12 protein-coding genes are annotated in these 14,671 nt (G+C 35.1%); 7 read left to right on the top strand and 5 right to left on the bottom strand.

The features are described 5' to 3' along the window. Positions 1–1,225: GAF domain-containing protein (locus QNJ50_RS04740; protein ID WP_300632644.1), on the bottom strand; the 1,225-nt coding region annotated here is incomplete at its 3' end. 1,240 nt (positions 1,226–2,465) lie between these two features. After that, positions 2,466–3,602, bottom strand: coding sequence for a cob(I)yrinic acid a,c-diamide adenosyltransferase (locus QNJ50_RS04735; protein ID WP_300632641.1), 1,137 nt, complete (start codon positions 3,600–3,602; stop codon positions 2,466–2,468). 555 nt (positions 3,603–4,157) lie between these two features. Here QNJ50_RS04735 and fraC point away from each other — a divergent pair. From fraC to QNJ50_RS04720, 3 genes are all read left to right on the top strand, one after another. Beyond that, positions 4,158–4,706, top strand: coding sequence for a filament integrity protein FraC (gene fraC, locus QNJ50_RS04730; RefSeq protein ID WP_300632638.1), 549 nt, complete (start codon positions 4,158–4,160; stop codon positions 4,704–4,706). Between the two features lie 52 nt (positions 4,707–4,758). Continuing rightward, positions 4,759–5,844, top strand: coding sequence for a septal junction protein FraD (fraD, locus tag QNJ50_RS04725; protein ID WP_300632636.1), 1,086 nt, complete (start codon positions 4,759–4,761; stop codon positions 5,842–5,844). Positions 5,845–6,676: 832 nt separating this feature from the next. Continuing rightward, positions 6,677–7,456: an ABC transporter permease gene (locus QNJ50_RS04720; protein WP_300632635.1), complete on the top strand. Its 780-nt coding sequence runs from the start codon at positions 6,677–6,679 to the stop codon at positions 7,454–7,456. Positions 7,457–7,822: 366 nt separating this feature from the next. Here the strand turns inward: QNJ50_RS04720 and QNJ50_RS04715 are convergent, their stop codons facing one another. Both QNJ50_RS04715 and QNJ50_RS04710 read right to left on the bottom strand, forming a co-directional pair. Beyond that, positions 7,823–8,479 carry a pentapeptide repeat-containing protein gene (locus QNJ50_RS04715; RefSeq protein ID WP_300632633.1) on the bottom strand — a complete coding sequence of 219 codons (657 nt, stop codon included), beginning with the start codon at positions 8,477–8,479 and terminating at the stop codon, positions 7,823–7,825. 510 nt (positions 8,480–8,989) lie between these two features. Further along, positions 8,990–9,874 carry a sugar ABC transporter permease gene (locus QNJ50_RS04710; protein WP_300632631.1) on the bottom strand — a complete coding sequence of 295 codons (885 nt, stop codon included), beginning with the start codon at positions 9,872–9,874 and terminating at the stop codon, positions 8,990–8,992. Between the two features lie 253 nt (positions 9,875–10,127). Between QNJ50_RS04710 and QNJ50_RS04705 the strand changes: the two genes are divergently transcribed. Continuing rightward, positions 10,128–10,772, top strand: coding sequence for a hypothetical protein (locus QNJ50_RS04705; RefSeq protein ID WP_300632629.1), 645 nt, complete (start codon positions 10,128–10,130; stop codon positions 10,770–10,772). A gap of 120 nt (positions 10,773–10,892) precedes the next feature. Then, on the top strand, positions 10,893–11,537 hold the full coding sequence (gene purN, locus QNJ50_RS04700) for a phosphoribosylglycinamide formyltransferase (protein WP_300632626.1): 645 nt from the start codon (positions 10,893–10,895) through the stop codon (positions 11,535–11,537). A 432-nt stretch (positions 11,538–11,969) separates the two neighbouring features. Here the strand turns inward: purN and QNJ50_RS04695 are convergent, their stop codons facing one another. Beyond that, complete coding sequence (locus tag QNJ50_RS04695; protein ID WP_300632623.1) at positions 11,970–12,278, bottom strand: DUF3067 family protein; 309 nt, start codon at positions 12,276–12,278, stop codon at positions 11,970–11,972. A 228-nt stretch (positions 12,279–12,506) separates the two neighbouring features. Here QNJ50_RS04695 and petC point away from each other — a divergent pair, with 228 nt between their 5' ends. Then, complete coding sequence (gene petC, locus QNJ50_RS04690; RefSeq protein ID WP_300632620.1) at positions 12,507–13,046, top strand: cytochrome b6-f complex iron-sulfur subunit; 540 nt, start codon at positions 12,507–12,509, stop codon at positions 13,044–13,046. 112 nt (positions 13,047–13,158) lie between these two features. Next, a complete protein-coding gene (petA, locus tag QNJ50_RS04685) occupies positions 13,159–14,160 on the top strand; it encodes a cytochrome f (protein ID WP_300632617.1) in 1,002 nt (333 codons plus the stop codon). Positions 14,161–14,671 lie beyond the last annotated feature (511 nt).

The following is a 14,671-nucleotide window of genomic DNA, read 5'->3' as shown; positions in this document are numbered from 1 at the left end:
CAGCTTCAATATCTTTTTCGTGGCGCAGATCTGAAGTTTTTGCATTCAGTTTAGCGTTTTCAATGGCAAAACCTATTTGCGTCGCAACTTGCGAAAACCAATTTATCTCATGTTCTTGCCAATCACGGGTATCAGAACATTGATGGGCAATCAACAAACCCATGAGTTTACCCTGTTTTATAATCGGCGCAACCAAGTTTGCCTTAACTGAAAGTTTTTCCAGTTGCTGAATATGGCAAGAACTCAAGTTCTGTTCGTAGATATTATTCATCGATACAATACGACCATTTTCGTATTGATCCACATATTTCGCTTCAAAGCAGGGATCGTTAGTGGTTATTTCTGCGGATTTTGGCCATCCCGGAGCTACTGATTCCGCAAGAACGACTTCATCAGAATTGGGGTTTGGTCCATAAACCACTACACGTTCGCATTCTATGACTCGACGTACTTCTTCGACGCTGACTTTGAGAATATCCTCTTTGTTGACAGCAGCATGAATAACTTTAATAGTGTCGTTAAAATACTGCTTCCATTTCTTTTCAAGTTCTGCTTGTTTGCGAAAGTGTTCTGCTTCTGCTAAAAGTTTGGCATTATCTAAAGCAAATCCCACCTGCATCGCAATCTGAGACATCCACCTGATTTCATGCTGTTGCCATTGCCGTGGTTGAGAGCATTGATGGGCTACTAACAAACCCAATAGCTTTCCTTGGTTGATAATCGGCGCTACAAGATTTGACTTAACTTGTAATGTTTCAAGTTGGTTAATATAACACGCATTTAAACCTGCTTCGTAAATGTTATCGGTAGCCCGGATCCGACCATTTTCATATTTATGTATATATTCGGCATTAAAACAGGGATCTTCAATTGTTCTACCTAAAGCCCTTAAAATACCAGGAGCAGTTGATTCCGCAATTATCGTTCCTTTAGACTTTGAACTGAGCCCGTAAACTACTACCCGATCACAATCGAGTACTCGACGTACTTCTTCTACGGTGGTCCCGAGAATATCTTCTTCTTTTAGAGAAGCCCGAATCAGTCTAACTGCATCAGTAAAATACTCTGTCCAATCTATTTCAAGATTTTGCTCGTAAGTAAATACTTCTTGATGCACGTCTTCAATGATTGCTTTGGTAATATCATCGGATAAATAGTCAGAGATATGTCGCTCTGGACGAGAAATTTCTTGACCTCTGTTAGACATTTTTGGATTATTTTGCATAACTATCTTGGGAACACAAAAGAAAATTTACAGGCAGACGAGTTTTAATAAAATATAAAAGTAAAGAAAATCTGTCTAGTTTTATATAAAGACCTACACTGCCTAAAAGTGATTTTAGCGGATTAATGATACTAAATCCCCATTTTAATTGGTATTTTGCCACTTAATACCTGTTAAGAGAACTCAGAACTATAGATGCTTGTTTTAAATCTATTTTTAGTAAAGCACTCTAAATGAAAATCAATGAATGTGTTCCCATAATTCATAATTTATTTAGAGTTCTTTGTGTATAAATAATACTGTCTCTTCCCAGGGTTGCAAAAATATTTATACGTCAGTTACACGCTTTCTAGACAGAATTTTAATTGCTTACACCATCGCAAAACACCTCAGATAAATCCTAGGTATAGCTTATTTAATATCTATATCAAAATTTTTTCAATTGATGCAAACGGATTTTACTACCATAGTTAATGATACTAAGTAGCAAAATTGCTATAAAACAGACATATTTTTTTACTTTGTAAGTCTCCTAAGGAGATAAGTTAGGCGCTTAATCTCTAGCCACAAGTGTAAAAATTGAAAAACAATAAATCGTATAATAGGGAACAAGTCAAAACAGAACTTGATTTAGTGTTTTACTGATTATACCTAAATGCAGTTTTTAATAAATATGAGGTTTTTTAAAAAATTACAATTATGGTATTTTTTTTTGCACTGAATTAAAGTCATTTTCATATATTAAATTTATCTGAAAAAAACCAAAAACCAAACAAACCTTGATTTAATGTACGCTACTGTTTTTGATTCTCTCATTTCATCACTATGGAGGAAACAGTAAAAATAATCTTTCAAATTAATCAAAATCAAGTATTTTCACTTGTGGATTCAATTGTAGAAAAAAGGGGAAGCCTCACTTCCCCTTTTTTTAATTATTTAAAATCTACGTAAATGATAGCTAGTAGCTGCATTGAAATTGGTAGTTATTGCGTGGCTTTAGCCATATTACGGATTACAGATTACAGATTACGAATCACGAATTACAAATTACGAATTACGAATTACACACTACTTATTTTTGGTCGTAAATACAGTTGTAAACATCATCAGAAAACCACCAAGCAGGATTGCAACAGCAACTCCCCCCGTAACTAAATCAAGATTATTAATGTTTTCCACAAAAATTGTCCTTATTCGCTTATAAATCCCTACTTTTCTCTTTCAGTCGATACCCAATATCCTAAAAATCTACTCCCTGTTTAAGTTCTACTCCGTGGTTTGCATAATGTTTATGACAGTAAACTTCAGAGTGAATGCTAGCCAAATCAAAGTAAGCTGGTTGATTTTGACAACGCCCAGTAATGATAATTTCTGTATCCTTAGGTTTGCGAAGCAAAGCATGGACAATTGGTTCGACGGGTAATAATTCCAAGTCAACTGTGGGATTGAGTTCGTCCAAAATAATTGTTTTATATAATCCCGAAGCGATCGCTGTTTTAGCTATTTCCCAACCCCTCTCCGCTTCAACATAATCCAATTCTTGACGACAGTTACGCCAAACAATCGCATCTCGTCCACAACGTTGATGGTCTACAACTTCTGGATATGATTGCTGTAATGCCGAAATTGCTGCATCCTCTGTATAGCCACTACCACCTTTAAGCCATTGCATGATTAATACCCGAGTTGAACCCGGATGATTAATTCCCCGTCCAATGGCTTGTAAAGCTTTACCCAAAGCACTCGTAGATTTCCCCTTACCGGAACCGGTGTAAATTTCAATTCCTTGAATTCCTTGAGCTTCAGCTATTGGGTGATCTTGTGGTTTCATTTCCGAATGTAAATCGGCAATATCCAATAACTTTTGTGGTGCTGCTCTTCCAGTAGTAATAATTTCTAATTCTTGGGGTTTAGATTTGAGGGTTTTAACAACTTCATCCACATCCAGCAAACCCAAATCCATAATGGGGTTAATTTCATCTAAAACTACAACCGAATATAAATGGGATGCGATCGCACCTTTGGCTACATCCCAACCCCGTGCAGCTTCAACGCGATCAAACTGAGTAATTTCATCTGGACCAAAAAATTCTGCTCTACCAGTACGGACTTGGTCAATTAAGTGAGGGAAGCCACTTTGTAATGCAGCAATAGCCCCGTCTTCATCGTAACTTCTTTCTGGACCTTTTAAAAACCGCACTAACAATACCCGCTCAAAATTACCTTGGGAATTGATTCCCAAACCAATTGAACGCAAAACTACGCCCAAAGCTGCTTGGGATTTACCTTTTCCCGCACCATCGTAGACGTGTATTTGACCCGTAAGCCTTGAGGGGCGTACTTGTGCAGTTTTGATACCTATGCCATTCCTTATCATCTGTCCAAAAGCTGTAATGTGGCAGTCTTACATCATACCGAAGGTCTAGTACCCAGAAAGCATTATATAAATTAAGCTTTCCCGTTTGCTACAAACCATACAAATCTTCGAAAACAGAATTTAGGAGTGATAATCCAGCAGTCAACAGATAAAAAGAATAAAGAAAAAATAAAAATTACTGCAAGGACAATAAGAATTATCACTCCTTTGGATACATTCCTTCTGGCAGATAGTTTTGATTTAATTGAATGTTTCGCAAAATAAGCAAAATGCGATAATTTTCTTTGTCTCTATGCTATGCTGTGCGAGCTTTATAACTAAAATCCAATTGACAAATAAAAATGCAATGTTTGTCCGATTTGATATATCGATTTTTACGTTCTGTACCTTATTGTGTAATCTGTAACAAACACTTTGTGTTTCCTGTTTAATTTTGCTGCGAAATAACTACCAAGTTTTTACTAAAACCCTTATTCTATGAGGGTGAAGTAGCTACCACACTTTAGTCAACTCAGCTAAATCTTCTCCAGTTACACCTTACCCAACCACTAATTTATGTTTGAAGCTTTGCAAATTCCGGATGTTTTTCCGCTCGGAATCATTTTATTCGACATATTATTCTTGCTAGTCGCAATTCCCATTGAGGCTTATATCCTAAATATCCGCCTCAATTTTGATAAAAAAAGTAGCACTTTTTATGCTATTTGTATGAATTTCTTTTCCAGCGCTATTGGCTGGTTTATATGTTTTCAAATCGAACCCTTATTACCCGAAACTTGGAGATTAGAATTAATTAATTTTGTCTTTTTTAACCGGTTGTCCTCATCTAGCGAAGTACTTGGTTCTGTGGTCGTTTTTGCTTCATTAGCTTTCTTTCTCACATTTTTGATGAAACTAGTACTTTTAAAGTCGTTAATTTTCTCTCTGCGAGAAGAAATTACTTTAACATTGAAAACTCAACTACCCCCAATCGCTAGATACTCTCGACGCAACAGTAGTAAAAAAATACTAAATACAAATTTGGTGCTCACCGTACTAATTGCTAATGCATTAAGCTACAGTGCGATTCTTGTCCTTCTATTTATAATTTTTCCACAGTCTTAGTCACCGTTATTAAAAATTTATCTATGACAGCAATAAGTTAACAGAGGAAAATATGATTTTAATTAAAGCTATATCTAGTTTTTTTGAGGAACTTTTCAAGCCAATTACTGACTTATTTATCCCCAAGAAAGCTTATGCTTGGCAAACATTAATTTATTTAAGTATTTTTTCTTTCATTACTTCATACTTTGCAAACGGTACAGTACGGTACTTAATAGAGTATTCTGGTTGGTTCTTTTTAATCGCTGGTACTGCTTGGTCTACAACTGATAAACCAGTAACAATACCTGCAACTAACATGCCCATTGGAGCATTGATCACCAGTGCTTTTGTTAGTGTATTTCTATTTTCTCGATTTTTTAATGGAAGTTCGGACATAATTCAGCCAGTATCTATAGTAGTTTGGCCCACACTTGCGGCAGTAATTACAGCAATTCCGGAATTTTTTGAAGGTAGTGGTACCGATGTAAAACGTCAACTCCCTAAATTACTTGTTCGCCAACAAATTCTTGTCTTACTTGGTGTATGTATGATGATTAGTTGTTGGATACAATTTTATTACCTTATCGATGATTGGTTTGATAAATATCCAACTGTAAAAACAGAAGTAGAAAATTTTGGAAGTAGTAAACTCATATTTCATAGAGGGGAAACACAATTATTAAACATTCAAGATGGAGAACAAAGAAAAGTACGATTCATTTTGCCAAAAAATGGCGCAGAGCTTCTGAATAAAATTTCACCTAAAGTTATACAACAATTAAATGAGCAACCATGGGGAGAGGTAGAAAGATGGCTGTTTGATTCCGTGAATAAAGGTAAGAAAGATAAACCAATAGGAAGGTTAACCCAACAAGTCAAACAGGAAGTATTAAAACTTTCTCCGGAGAAAAGATTTTGGTCTATTGAACCTAGAGTATCTAACACGAAAACAGGATATAAATTAGATTTACTTGCAATTTGGAACGCTCCAAGTTTTATGTCTGATAAATACTATCTGCAGAAATCTTGTGAAATTACACCATTCGCTAAGCAATTGAAAGATGATGGGGATGAAAATGCTACTGTCAACGTAGCAGAAATTGAATGTCAGTCTAATATCTCATTTATTCCCAAAAAACCCCCAGCGAAGAATTGATTTATTTTAAAAGCTATTTATTCCTTTAATTGGTAGCAACATGGTTTATACACCAAGCAATCATTTGCATCTAAGACTTTAACTATACATAGATGTATTTAGTTGGGTTTATTTTGCTAAGATTATGGGATGAATACTTTCTGTATCAATCTTGGGTGTCTGTATCAATTTTGGGTGGAATTTTCTTCAATAAAAGATCTAGAGATATTAACGATTAACGGGACTTAGACATTTTTTTGCTCAAAAACAGCCTCAAAGCTTTATAAATCAATGGTTTGACGTCCAATGATTTGTTTTCTTGATATACCTGGGTTGTGGCTAGCGCCACACTGCGCTAAGAGAATTTTAGGGTTGAAGTTAATCCCTTGTTACAACTCGCTTTGAGGCTTTTTCCTGCTTGTTTTTGTCTAAGTCCCGTTAATATCTCTACAAAACAATAGCTAATATATTCACACAGCAATACTTTGGAGTGGAACTAATTTCAAATAAACTGGTAAATACAGTAAAATTTATGACCTATGGGTGATTAATTTGGCTTTTATCAAATAAAATTAGCAAAAATACCTTGAGCAATAAACCTCAAAAGTTTTGCTTTCACTTATTGACAGATAGTATAATTTTTCTCTGATTTATCTTATATTCCTGAAGTTTATACTTTAATTTTCAACATTGCATTATTATCAAGCACTATTATCTCACTTATTTTTTAGTAATTTTATATTTCCCAAAAATAATTTTGCTACATATTATATAAAAGTTATCTAGGATATTTGATCTGAAACTATCAAATCTGAAACTATCAAATCTAACAAGTATCAAATAGTGTATTTTTATGAGTGCCGGTAGAATTTTTGTATTAGCAAGTAACGTATTTAAAGAAGTAGTACGCGAGCGCATTTTCTACATCATAGGTTTTTACGGAATAATTTTGTTGGCACTTGCATTTTTGTTACCGGAATTAGCTGCAGCCACAGAACACAAAATGTTTCCCGATTTTGCTTTAGCAGCAATGAGCATCCTAGGTTTAATTGTTGCGGTTTTTGTCGGTACTGGGCTCATTAACAAAGAAATAGAGAAGCGCACTATATTAATGCTAATTGCTAAACCTGTGAGTCGCACTGAATTTGTGATTGGTAAATATTTGGGTTTAATAGTGGTTCTTGCTGTACTACTGACAGTGATGACAGGTATTTTTCTGAGTTTTTTACACTACGAGAATATTGATTACTCGATAGGTAGTATTTTTATTTTTGTATTTTTTTTATTGTTGCAACTGTCTTTAATTACTGCTGTTGCTTTAGCTTTGAGCGTATTTACTAACCAATTACTTGCTACGGCGCTTACTTTTGCAGTCTATCTAATGGGTAACATCTCTCAAGATATATTAGAGCTTGGTCGTACAAGTCGTAGTCTGAGTATAGAACGATTAACTCAGGCTTTGTATTTGGTTGTTCCAGATTTATCGCGTTTAGATTTCAAAGATGATGTACTATATGGCTTAAATGCATTACCCCACCCTCAAGGATTATTCTTTGATGCAGGTTATAGCTTACTCTATTGCGTCATGATTTTAGCACTTACTATCTTAATTGTCTCTCAGCGAGAGTTTTAGTTTTCAAGAAATCTATGGGCTTAAGAAAATAGAGGCATATACATTATTTTCTATACTCTATTTTTTTGATAACTATTTAGTTTTTTTATAGGGCTATGCCCCACAATAGCACTCAATTACGGTCTGTTTTGACTTGCACATAGGGTCATATCTTATATAGCAACAATATTTTAAGAAAATAAATTCTGTAGAAATTCCAACGAGATATCACTACCAAATTAATTTCCATAAATTACTTAAGATTGCTATATAAGATTACAAGTATGTGGGCTTATAAGTATTCATCCATGATTATTTGTGAATAAATTACAGTCATTTATGATAATTAATTAATTATTGACTAGCATCAATACACTGATGATTGATTTAACTAGCATAAAAAGCTCTGTAATCAATGATTCCATCTGGCATAATAGTACCCAATAATTTTGCATGAGCAAAGTTTGCTTCTGTCAGGTTAGCTTCAATTAAATTAGCTTCCATTAAGTTAGCCCAAGTCAAATCTGCACCGGTTAAATTGGCTTGGTTTAAGTTGGCTTCCATAAGAATTGCACCACATAATTTTGCGTTACTTAAATTACAGTTAACCAACTTAGCCTCAATTAGAGAAGCTTCAATTAATTGTGCATCTCTTAGGTCTGCCTCACTTAGATTTACGTTACATAAAGAAGCACCCCATAAATTACTTTGATGTAGTTTGGCACCTTTTAACGTAGCATTACATAAGTTTGCATATGCTAAATCTGTACTAACTAGATTCGCATAACACAATAAAGTTTCAGAGAAGTTAACTCCTCTTAAAGAAGCATTCATTAGATTTGCGTGATTAAGATTTGCATTAGCTAAATTAGCTTGATCTAGATTTGCACCTTGCAAATCAGCACCCATAAAATTAATACCACTTAAGTCTACCCCTCTAAGATCAATTCCACTTAAGTCGAATTCACTAAAATCTTTTTTATTGATTGACTTATCTGTAATCTGATTAAGAAAAAAATTCTGTTTCTGTGTATAGTTATTCATGATGCTTACCTCTAGATATCAGTACTTAAAGGCATTTTTTGTCAATTACCGTATATTGAGAGTACACCTTAGAGGTAAAAAAAAACGATAAATTTTGAGAAAAAAATCAAAAATCAGTGATTTTTAATCTATCTAGTAATAATATAGGATTTAATTGATGATATGTGTCAAAATACCTTGATTAAAGTCATAACTTTTTGATAATTAGATCCAACGCAGAAAAACATTAAATCTTGATTTTATTGTCATCAATCTATGAAGCTAGATGATATTTTGACCTATGAATATCTCAAGTAATTATATATTCATATGATGTTAAGAATATATATAATTTTGTCAAAATATATTCAAAAAACGACATTAATACTTGTGATAATTAATAGTCTTAAATTATTTATATTTAGCCTACGGCTAAATATACTAATTTTGTCCGGGTAGCCTAACATATAACCAGTTCGCATTAAGTAACATAATTAGCAATATTAATAGTGATTTTTCAATTATTTAGATTCAATCACTCCAAGTTCTTAATTGTAGGTAAACAAGAATTAGGGTTACTCCTAATAAAACTGTCGCTGCTGCAGCCGCATAGCCAAAATCAAACAAGCCAAAAGCTTCCTCATAAATGTAATAAACCAATAAATTTGTAGAATTTAAAGGACCACCACCAGTAATGACATAAACTTGCTCAAAACTGCGTAAAGTAAAAATTGCAGTTGTGACAATTGCAAATACTAGAGTAGGTTGCAATCCAGGTAAAGTAATATACCAAAATTGCTGCCAATTATTTGCACCATCAAGTTGAGCAGCTTCATAACGGCTAGGAGGAATAGTTTGCAGACCAGCCAAAAAAACAACCATGTTAAAACCAAGTTGTTTCCAAATACTTAAGACTATCAGTACTGGCATTGCCCAAAAGGTACTGCCTAACCAAGGAATTGCTTCTAAACCTACTGCTTCGAGAAGTGAATTAACCGGACCGTCTGTTTGAAACAACCATCGAAAACCCAATCCTGCAGCAACTAAAGAAACAATAGAAGGTAAGAAATAAGCACTTCGTAGCAGTCCACGCCCCAACAAAGATTTATTGAGCAACACAGCCAACCCCAAAGGAATAATTAAACTGGGGATAACCGTAGCAAAGGTAAAATACACCGTATTACTGATAACTTGCCAAAAGTCAGGACTGAAAAATAAACGCCTATAGTTTTTTAAACCTACCCAGTAGGTCCCAGTAGAAGTAAAACTACCACCTGTAAAACTGAGGTATAGCAAGTAGAAAATGGGAAACAGCACAAAAATACTAAGAATTACTAATGCTGGTGCGAGAAAAACCCATGCGCTTACTGTATCGTTATCTAATAGTTGTTTTTGAGAAAACCTTGGTGGAGTCATTTATCCCAGCCTGTAGTTACTTTGATATAGTTGCAGAGCTATTTTACTGTTGGTCTGCTGATAGTTGATAACTAATATCTAATACTCAAAATAAACTTCATAATAATTTAAGGAATTATTCCCAATTCTTCCAATTCCAAAAAATCAAAAATTCTTCAATATCCTTACCAGTAAACTTTGTAGTGATTAAGAGCCCATCAACTCATTTGAGAAGCACTTAAGATTCTAGTTAGTTAACTGGCTAGTAAGGCAAATGCACAAAACAGTTTTCAGTCACATTAGACAAATCTCTGTTCGAGGGCTGATTAATAGCTTATTTATTGGTTTGCTGACAATATCTACAACCCAAGCACTTGCACAAACACGCCCCATAAAATCACCAACAGAATTACAAACAACTCAAAAGTCTGTGAATAATTCCATCGCCCAGAAATTACTGGGTACTTGGGAAACCAAAAATCTTCAAGATAATTCAAAATCAGGAAATTTAAAATTTATCTTTACACCGGCAGGTAAACTCCTAATTGTAATGTCCTCGGGGGTTTCTCAAAAACCTTTAGTTTATGAAACTGGCTATAAAATTAATTCCGATCCAAAACCAATGCATTTAGATGTGACCTTGCCTGAAAATAAAACAGTACAGACAATTTTTGAGTTTACGGACGATGATAAACTAAAAATAGAATTATATGAATCCAATCCTGGACAATCTCGACCAAAAACTTTTCCTGACAAGACACCATTATTCGAAAAAGTTTCTAATTCTACTATTTTACCAAAATATACAAGAGTAATTGACCCCGGACGCCCCAATAATAACACCATTACGGCACCTCAAAATCAACCTACAACTAATGAGCCACAAAATAATTCTGGCAATAACAAACCGAAAAAATAATTTGAGCCAAAACTGAAAAATATTTTTAACTAAGCAAGGTCAAGAATAATCTCAATTCATTGTATTTATTGAATGTTTCGTATTATTTTTCCCTTGCTTCTATCCTAAATAGAAATTGAAATGAGTATCCAATCGATTACCCCCAGCTTAATATCTCCTAATGTTAATTTGTCCACTTCTGGTCAAACTTTAAAGTTAGGAATTATGGCATCTGGTAACGGTAGCAATTTTGAGGCAGTTAGCAAAGCAATACGGAATCAGCAATTAAACGCCCAAATCCAGATTTTGATTTACAACAATCCAGGAGCTTATGTTGCAACCAGGGCAGAAAAATATTCTGTACCTACGGTGTTAATAAATCATCGCAACTATAAAAGTCGTGAAGATTTTGACACTAAAATTGTGCAACAACTACGCCAATGGGATGTGGAATGGGTAATTATGGCTGGTTGGATGCGTTTAGTTACGCCAGTATTAATTGAAGCTTTTCCCAGCCAAATAATTAATATTCATCCCAGTTTACTACCAAGTTTTAAAGGTCTTAAAGCTGTCGAACAAGCTTTGAAGTCAGGGGTTAAAATTACCGGTTGCACTGTCCATTTAGTGGCATTAGAGATGGATAGTGGACCAATTTTAATGCAAGCTGCAGTTCCTGTACTTTCAGGTGATAGTTCGGAAAAACTGCATGCCAGAATTCAGGTTGAAGAACACAGAATTTTACCCCAGGCGATCGCTTTAGCGGCTAGTTTGGGAAGTAAGAAGTAATAAATAATGAGTAATAAGTAAGTAATGAGTAATGAGTAATGAGTAATGGGTAATGAGTAATGGGTAATGAGTAATGAGTAATGGGTAATGAGTAAGTAATGAGTAAGTAATGAGTAAGTAATGAGTAAGTAATGAGTAAGTAAGTAATGAGTAAGTAATGAGTAATGGGTAATGAGTAAGGGGTAATAGGTTAGGAGTAATGAGTGATGTTAGTGGCTAGCGCTGAGAACTACGCATCTAAAAGTGTCGCCTTTTAACTGGTCAGAATATGCTAGAAGCTTATCAATCAATTACCGAGGAAAATTTAAGATATTAATAATTTAAATCAATAAAGTGTTCAGTTGCCAAGCGTCATCAAAACAATAGGAAGATACTCTCATTACCCATTACCCATTACCCATTACCCATTGATTTGAACGCCGATAGTTTTATTCACAAAAGCCACTCAGCAGCACGTTCTCCTAAATCTAGTGGTATACTTACAGCCTTACCCAATCGAGGACGTTCTCGTGTCTCTTGAATAAAATTCTGAACCTGAATGCTACTACCCAAACTATTTAAATAATCAGCTACACTATCCAGGTGCTCTTCGTATTCAGATTCGCTTAAAGGGAAAGAAGCCTGCTCCAGATACTTCCACATTACCTGAACAAATATTTTCCCTTGAGTGCGCCGCAACTGAACATCATATGAGTATCCCCACTTATCAATCAGTAGCTCGCGTAATTCCTTTCCTGTCATAACTTCCCCCAATTATATTTTAATTTTTAGTTATGATGTTAAGTTCCATAACTCAAGTATGATAAGAGTATAAAGAAATGTAATGCTAACAAAAATGCTAGGAATATCTTGGAAAAGTTAATTCTGGCGTATTTGAGGGGTTGTTTATCTCGGCTTAGACAAGAGTTTCTCAATTATTTAGAACTCAAGTCATAATTGTTAACAAAATACAGATTGAACGTGTAGGTTATGGCTCAATTTTCGGAATCAGTAGATGTGCCCGATATGGGGCGTCGTCAGTTCATGAATCTTCTCACCTTTGGTACTGTCACCGGGGTAGCTCTAGGAGCATTGTATCCTGTTGTTAAGTACTTTATTCCTCCGGCTACAGGTGGAGGTGGTGGCGGAACAACCGCTAAAGACGCGCTGGGAAATAACATTAAAATCAGCGAGTTTCTGGAAAGCCATAATGTGGGCGATCGCACTTTAGTTCAGGGACTCAAAGGAGATCCAACCTATATTGTGGTGGAAAGCAAAGAAGCAATTACCGATTATGGAATCAATGCTATTTGCACTCACTTAGGTTGTGTTGTACCTTGGAATGTTGCTGAGAACAAGTTCAAATGTCCTTGTCACGGTTCCCAGTATGATGCCACAGGTAAAGTCGTTAGAGGTCCTGCACCTCGTTCTTTGGCACTCGCCCATGCCAAAGTTGAAGACGAAAGTATTGTTTTAAGTCCTTGGACGGAAACCGATTTCCGTACCGGTGAAGAGCCTTGGTGGGCTTAAGAATGGGAGATCGGAAATTAGGTTTCAACTTGGAGCTAAACTCGAAGTCTGAAAACCAAGGTATTTATTGTTTTAACTCGATCGGAAATAGAGAATCATTGTCCTTATAGAGATGAGAAACGTCTGTAAAACCGCGAGATTAACTCGCAGCGCGTCTTGGTTCGCTAAAACATTATTAGTTGCGATCGCTACAGTGGCAATTTTCTTCACTAGCGATTTCGCATCACCGCAAGCAGCCGTTGCTTATCCTTTTTGGGCGCAACAAACCTATCCAGAAACTCCCCGGGAACCTACTGGAAGAATTGTTTGCGCTAACTGTCATTTAGCACAAAAGCCCACACAAGTTGAAGTACCTCAGGCGGTACTACCTGACAGTGTATTTAAAGCAGTAGTAAAAGTTCCCTATGACACTAGCATTCAACAAGTAGGTGCTGATGGTTCAAAAGTTGGTTTGAACGTTGGTGCTGTGTTAATGCTACCAGAAGGCTTTAAAATCGCTCCCGAGGATCGTATTCCAGAAAAAATGAAGGAAGAGATTGGGGGATTGTACTACCAGCCTTACAGCGAAGACAAGCAAAATGTTGTTATTGTTGGACCTTTACCAGGCGAACAATATCAGGAAATTGTTTTCCCTGTTCTTTCTCCTAATCCCGCTACAGATAAAAACATTCAATTTGGTAAGTATTCAGTTCACGTAGGTGGTAATCGCGGACGCGGACAGGTTTACCCTACCGGAGAGAAAAGCAATAACACTGTTTACACTGCTTCTGCTGCTGGTACCATTAGTCAGATTGCGAAAGAAGAAGATGAGTACGGCAGCGTCAAATATACAGTAAATATCCAGACCAAGTCTGGAGAAGTTGTATTTGATACAATTCCTGCTGGTCCAGAATTAATTGTTTCTGAAGGTCAAGAAGTTGCTGCAGGTGAGCCTTTGACCAATGATCCCAACATGGGTGGATTTGGTCAAATGGATGCAGAAATTGTATTGCAAAGCAGTAATAGAATTATCGGATTAGTAGCATTTATTTGCTTGGTAATGATGGCTCAAATCATGCTAGTCCTCAAGAAGAAACAAGTTGAGAAGGTTCAAGCTGCAGAAATGAATTTCTAGCAAGCAGAATTATTTTTAATATATCATTTTCGGGCAGACAAAAAGTCTGTCTGTTTTTTTATTTTTTATCTTACTTTACTTTCTGTAAATTATTTACCCTCATCAATCAAAAATAATCTTACAGCTGTTACTTACTGTTTTTGTTTACAGTTTTTAAACATCAGCAAATTATTTAAGTCATTAAATTCTTTAAACCCTCAAAAAATTTCAGCGTAATTTTTTCTGATCAATTCTTCTAAAATTATTCATTTCGAATGATTTCAAATATTTTTATAAGTTATATAATTATTAGATTGCCTACATAAAATAAAAAAGATTATTCAGAAAAATCTTGATTATTCCTAGTTAATCAATGAATATTACTGTATTTCATAAATAAGAATTTAGAGTTATACCTAAATTTTTATGATAATTCTAAATTGTTAAAAGTATCAGTTGTTAAGATTTCAAGATTTAAGAACTGAAATTAGACAAGCTAAAGTTCTAGCCTTTGAAATTTAAATTTTGAAAT

The organism is Mastigocoleus sp. MO_188.B34 (genome assembly GCF_030065675.1).
Classification (GTDB): Bacteria; Cyanobacteriota; Cyanobacteriia; order Cyanobacteriales; family Nostocaceae; genus Mastigocoleus.
This window is presented reverse-complemented; position numbering and strand designations above follow the sequence as displayed.

Coding starts and splice junctions, on each gene's coding strand:
- QNJ50_RS04735 (WP_300632641.1), bottom strand. CDS start 3,602: ATGATAAGGAATGGCATAGGTATCAAAACTGCACAAGTACGCCCCTCA.
- fraC (WP_300632638.1), top strand. CDS start 4,158: ATGTTTGAAGCTTTGCAAATTCCGGATGTTTTTCCGCTCGGAATCATT.
- fraD (WP_300632636.1), top strand. CDS start 4,759: ATGATTTTAATTAAAGCTATATCTAGTTTTTTTGAGGAACTTTTCAAG.
- QNJ50_RS04720 (WP_300632635.1), top strand. CDS start 6,677: ATGAGTGCCGGTAGAATTTTTGTATTAGCAAGTAACGTATTTAAAGAA.
- QNJ50_RS04715 (WP_300632633.1), bottom strand. CDS start 8,479: ATGAATAACTATACACAGAAACAGAATTTTTTTCTTAATCAGATTACA.
- QNJ50_RS04710 (WP_300632631.1), bottom strand. CDS start 9,874: ATGACTCCACCAAGGTTTTCTCAAAAACAACTATTAGATAACGATACA.
- QNJ50_RS04705 (WP_300632629.1), top strand. CDS start 10,128: ATGCACAAAACAGTTTTCAGTCACATTAGACAAATCTCTGTTCGAGGG.
- purN (WP_300632626.1), top strand. CDS start 10,893: ATGAGTATCCAATCGATTACCCCCAGCTTAATATCTCCTAATGTTAAT.
- QNJ50_RS04695 (WP_300632623.1), bottom strand. CDS start 12,278: ATGACAGGAAAGGAATTACGCGAGCTACTGATTGATAAGTGGGGATAC.
- petC (WP_300632620.1), top strand. CDS start 12,507: ATGGCTCAATTTTCGGAATCAGTAGATGTGCCCGATATGGGGCGTCGT.
- petA (WP_300632617.1), top strand. CDS start 13,159: ATGAGAAACGTCTGTAAAACCGCGAGATTAACTCGCAGCGCGTCTTGG.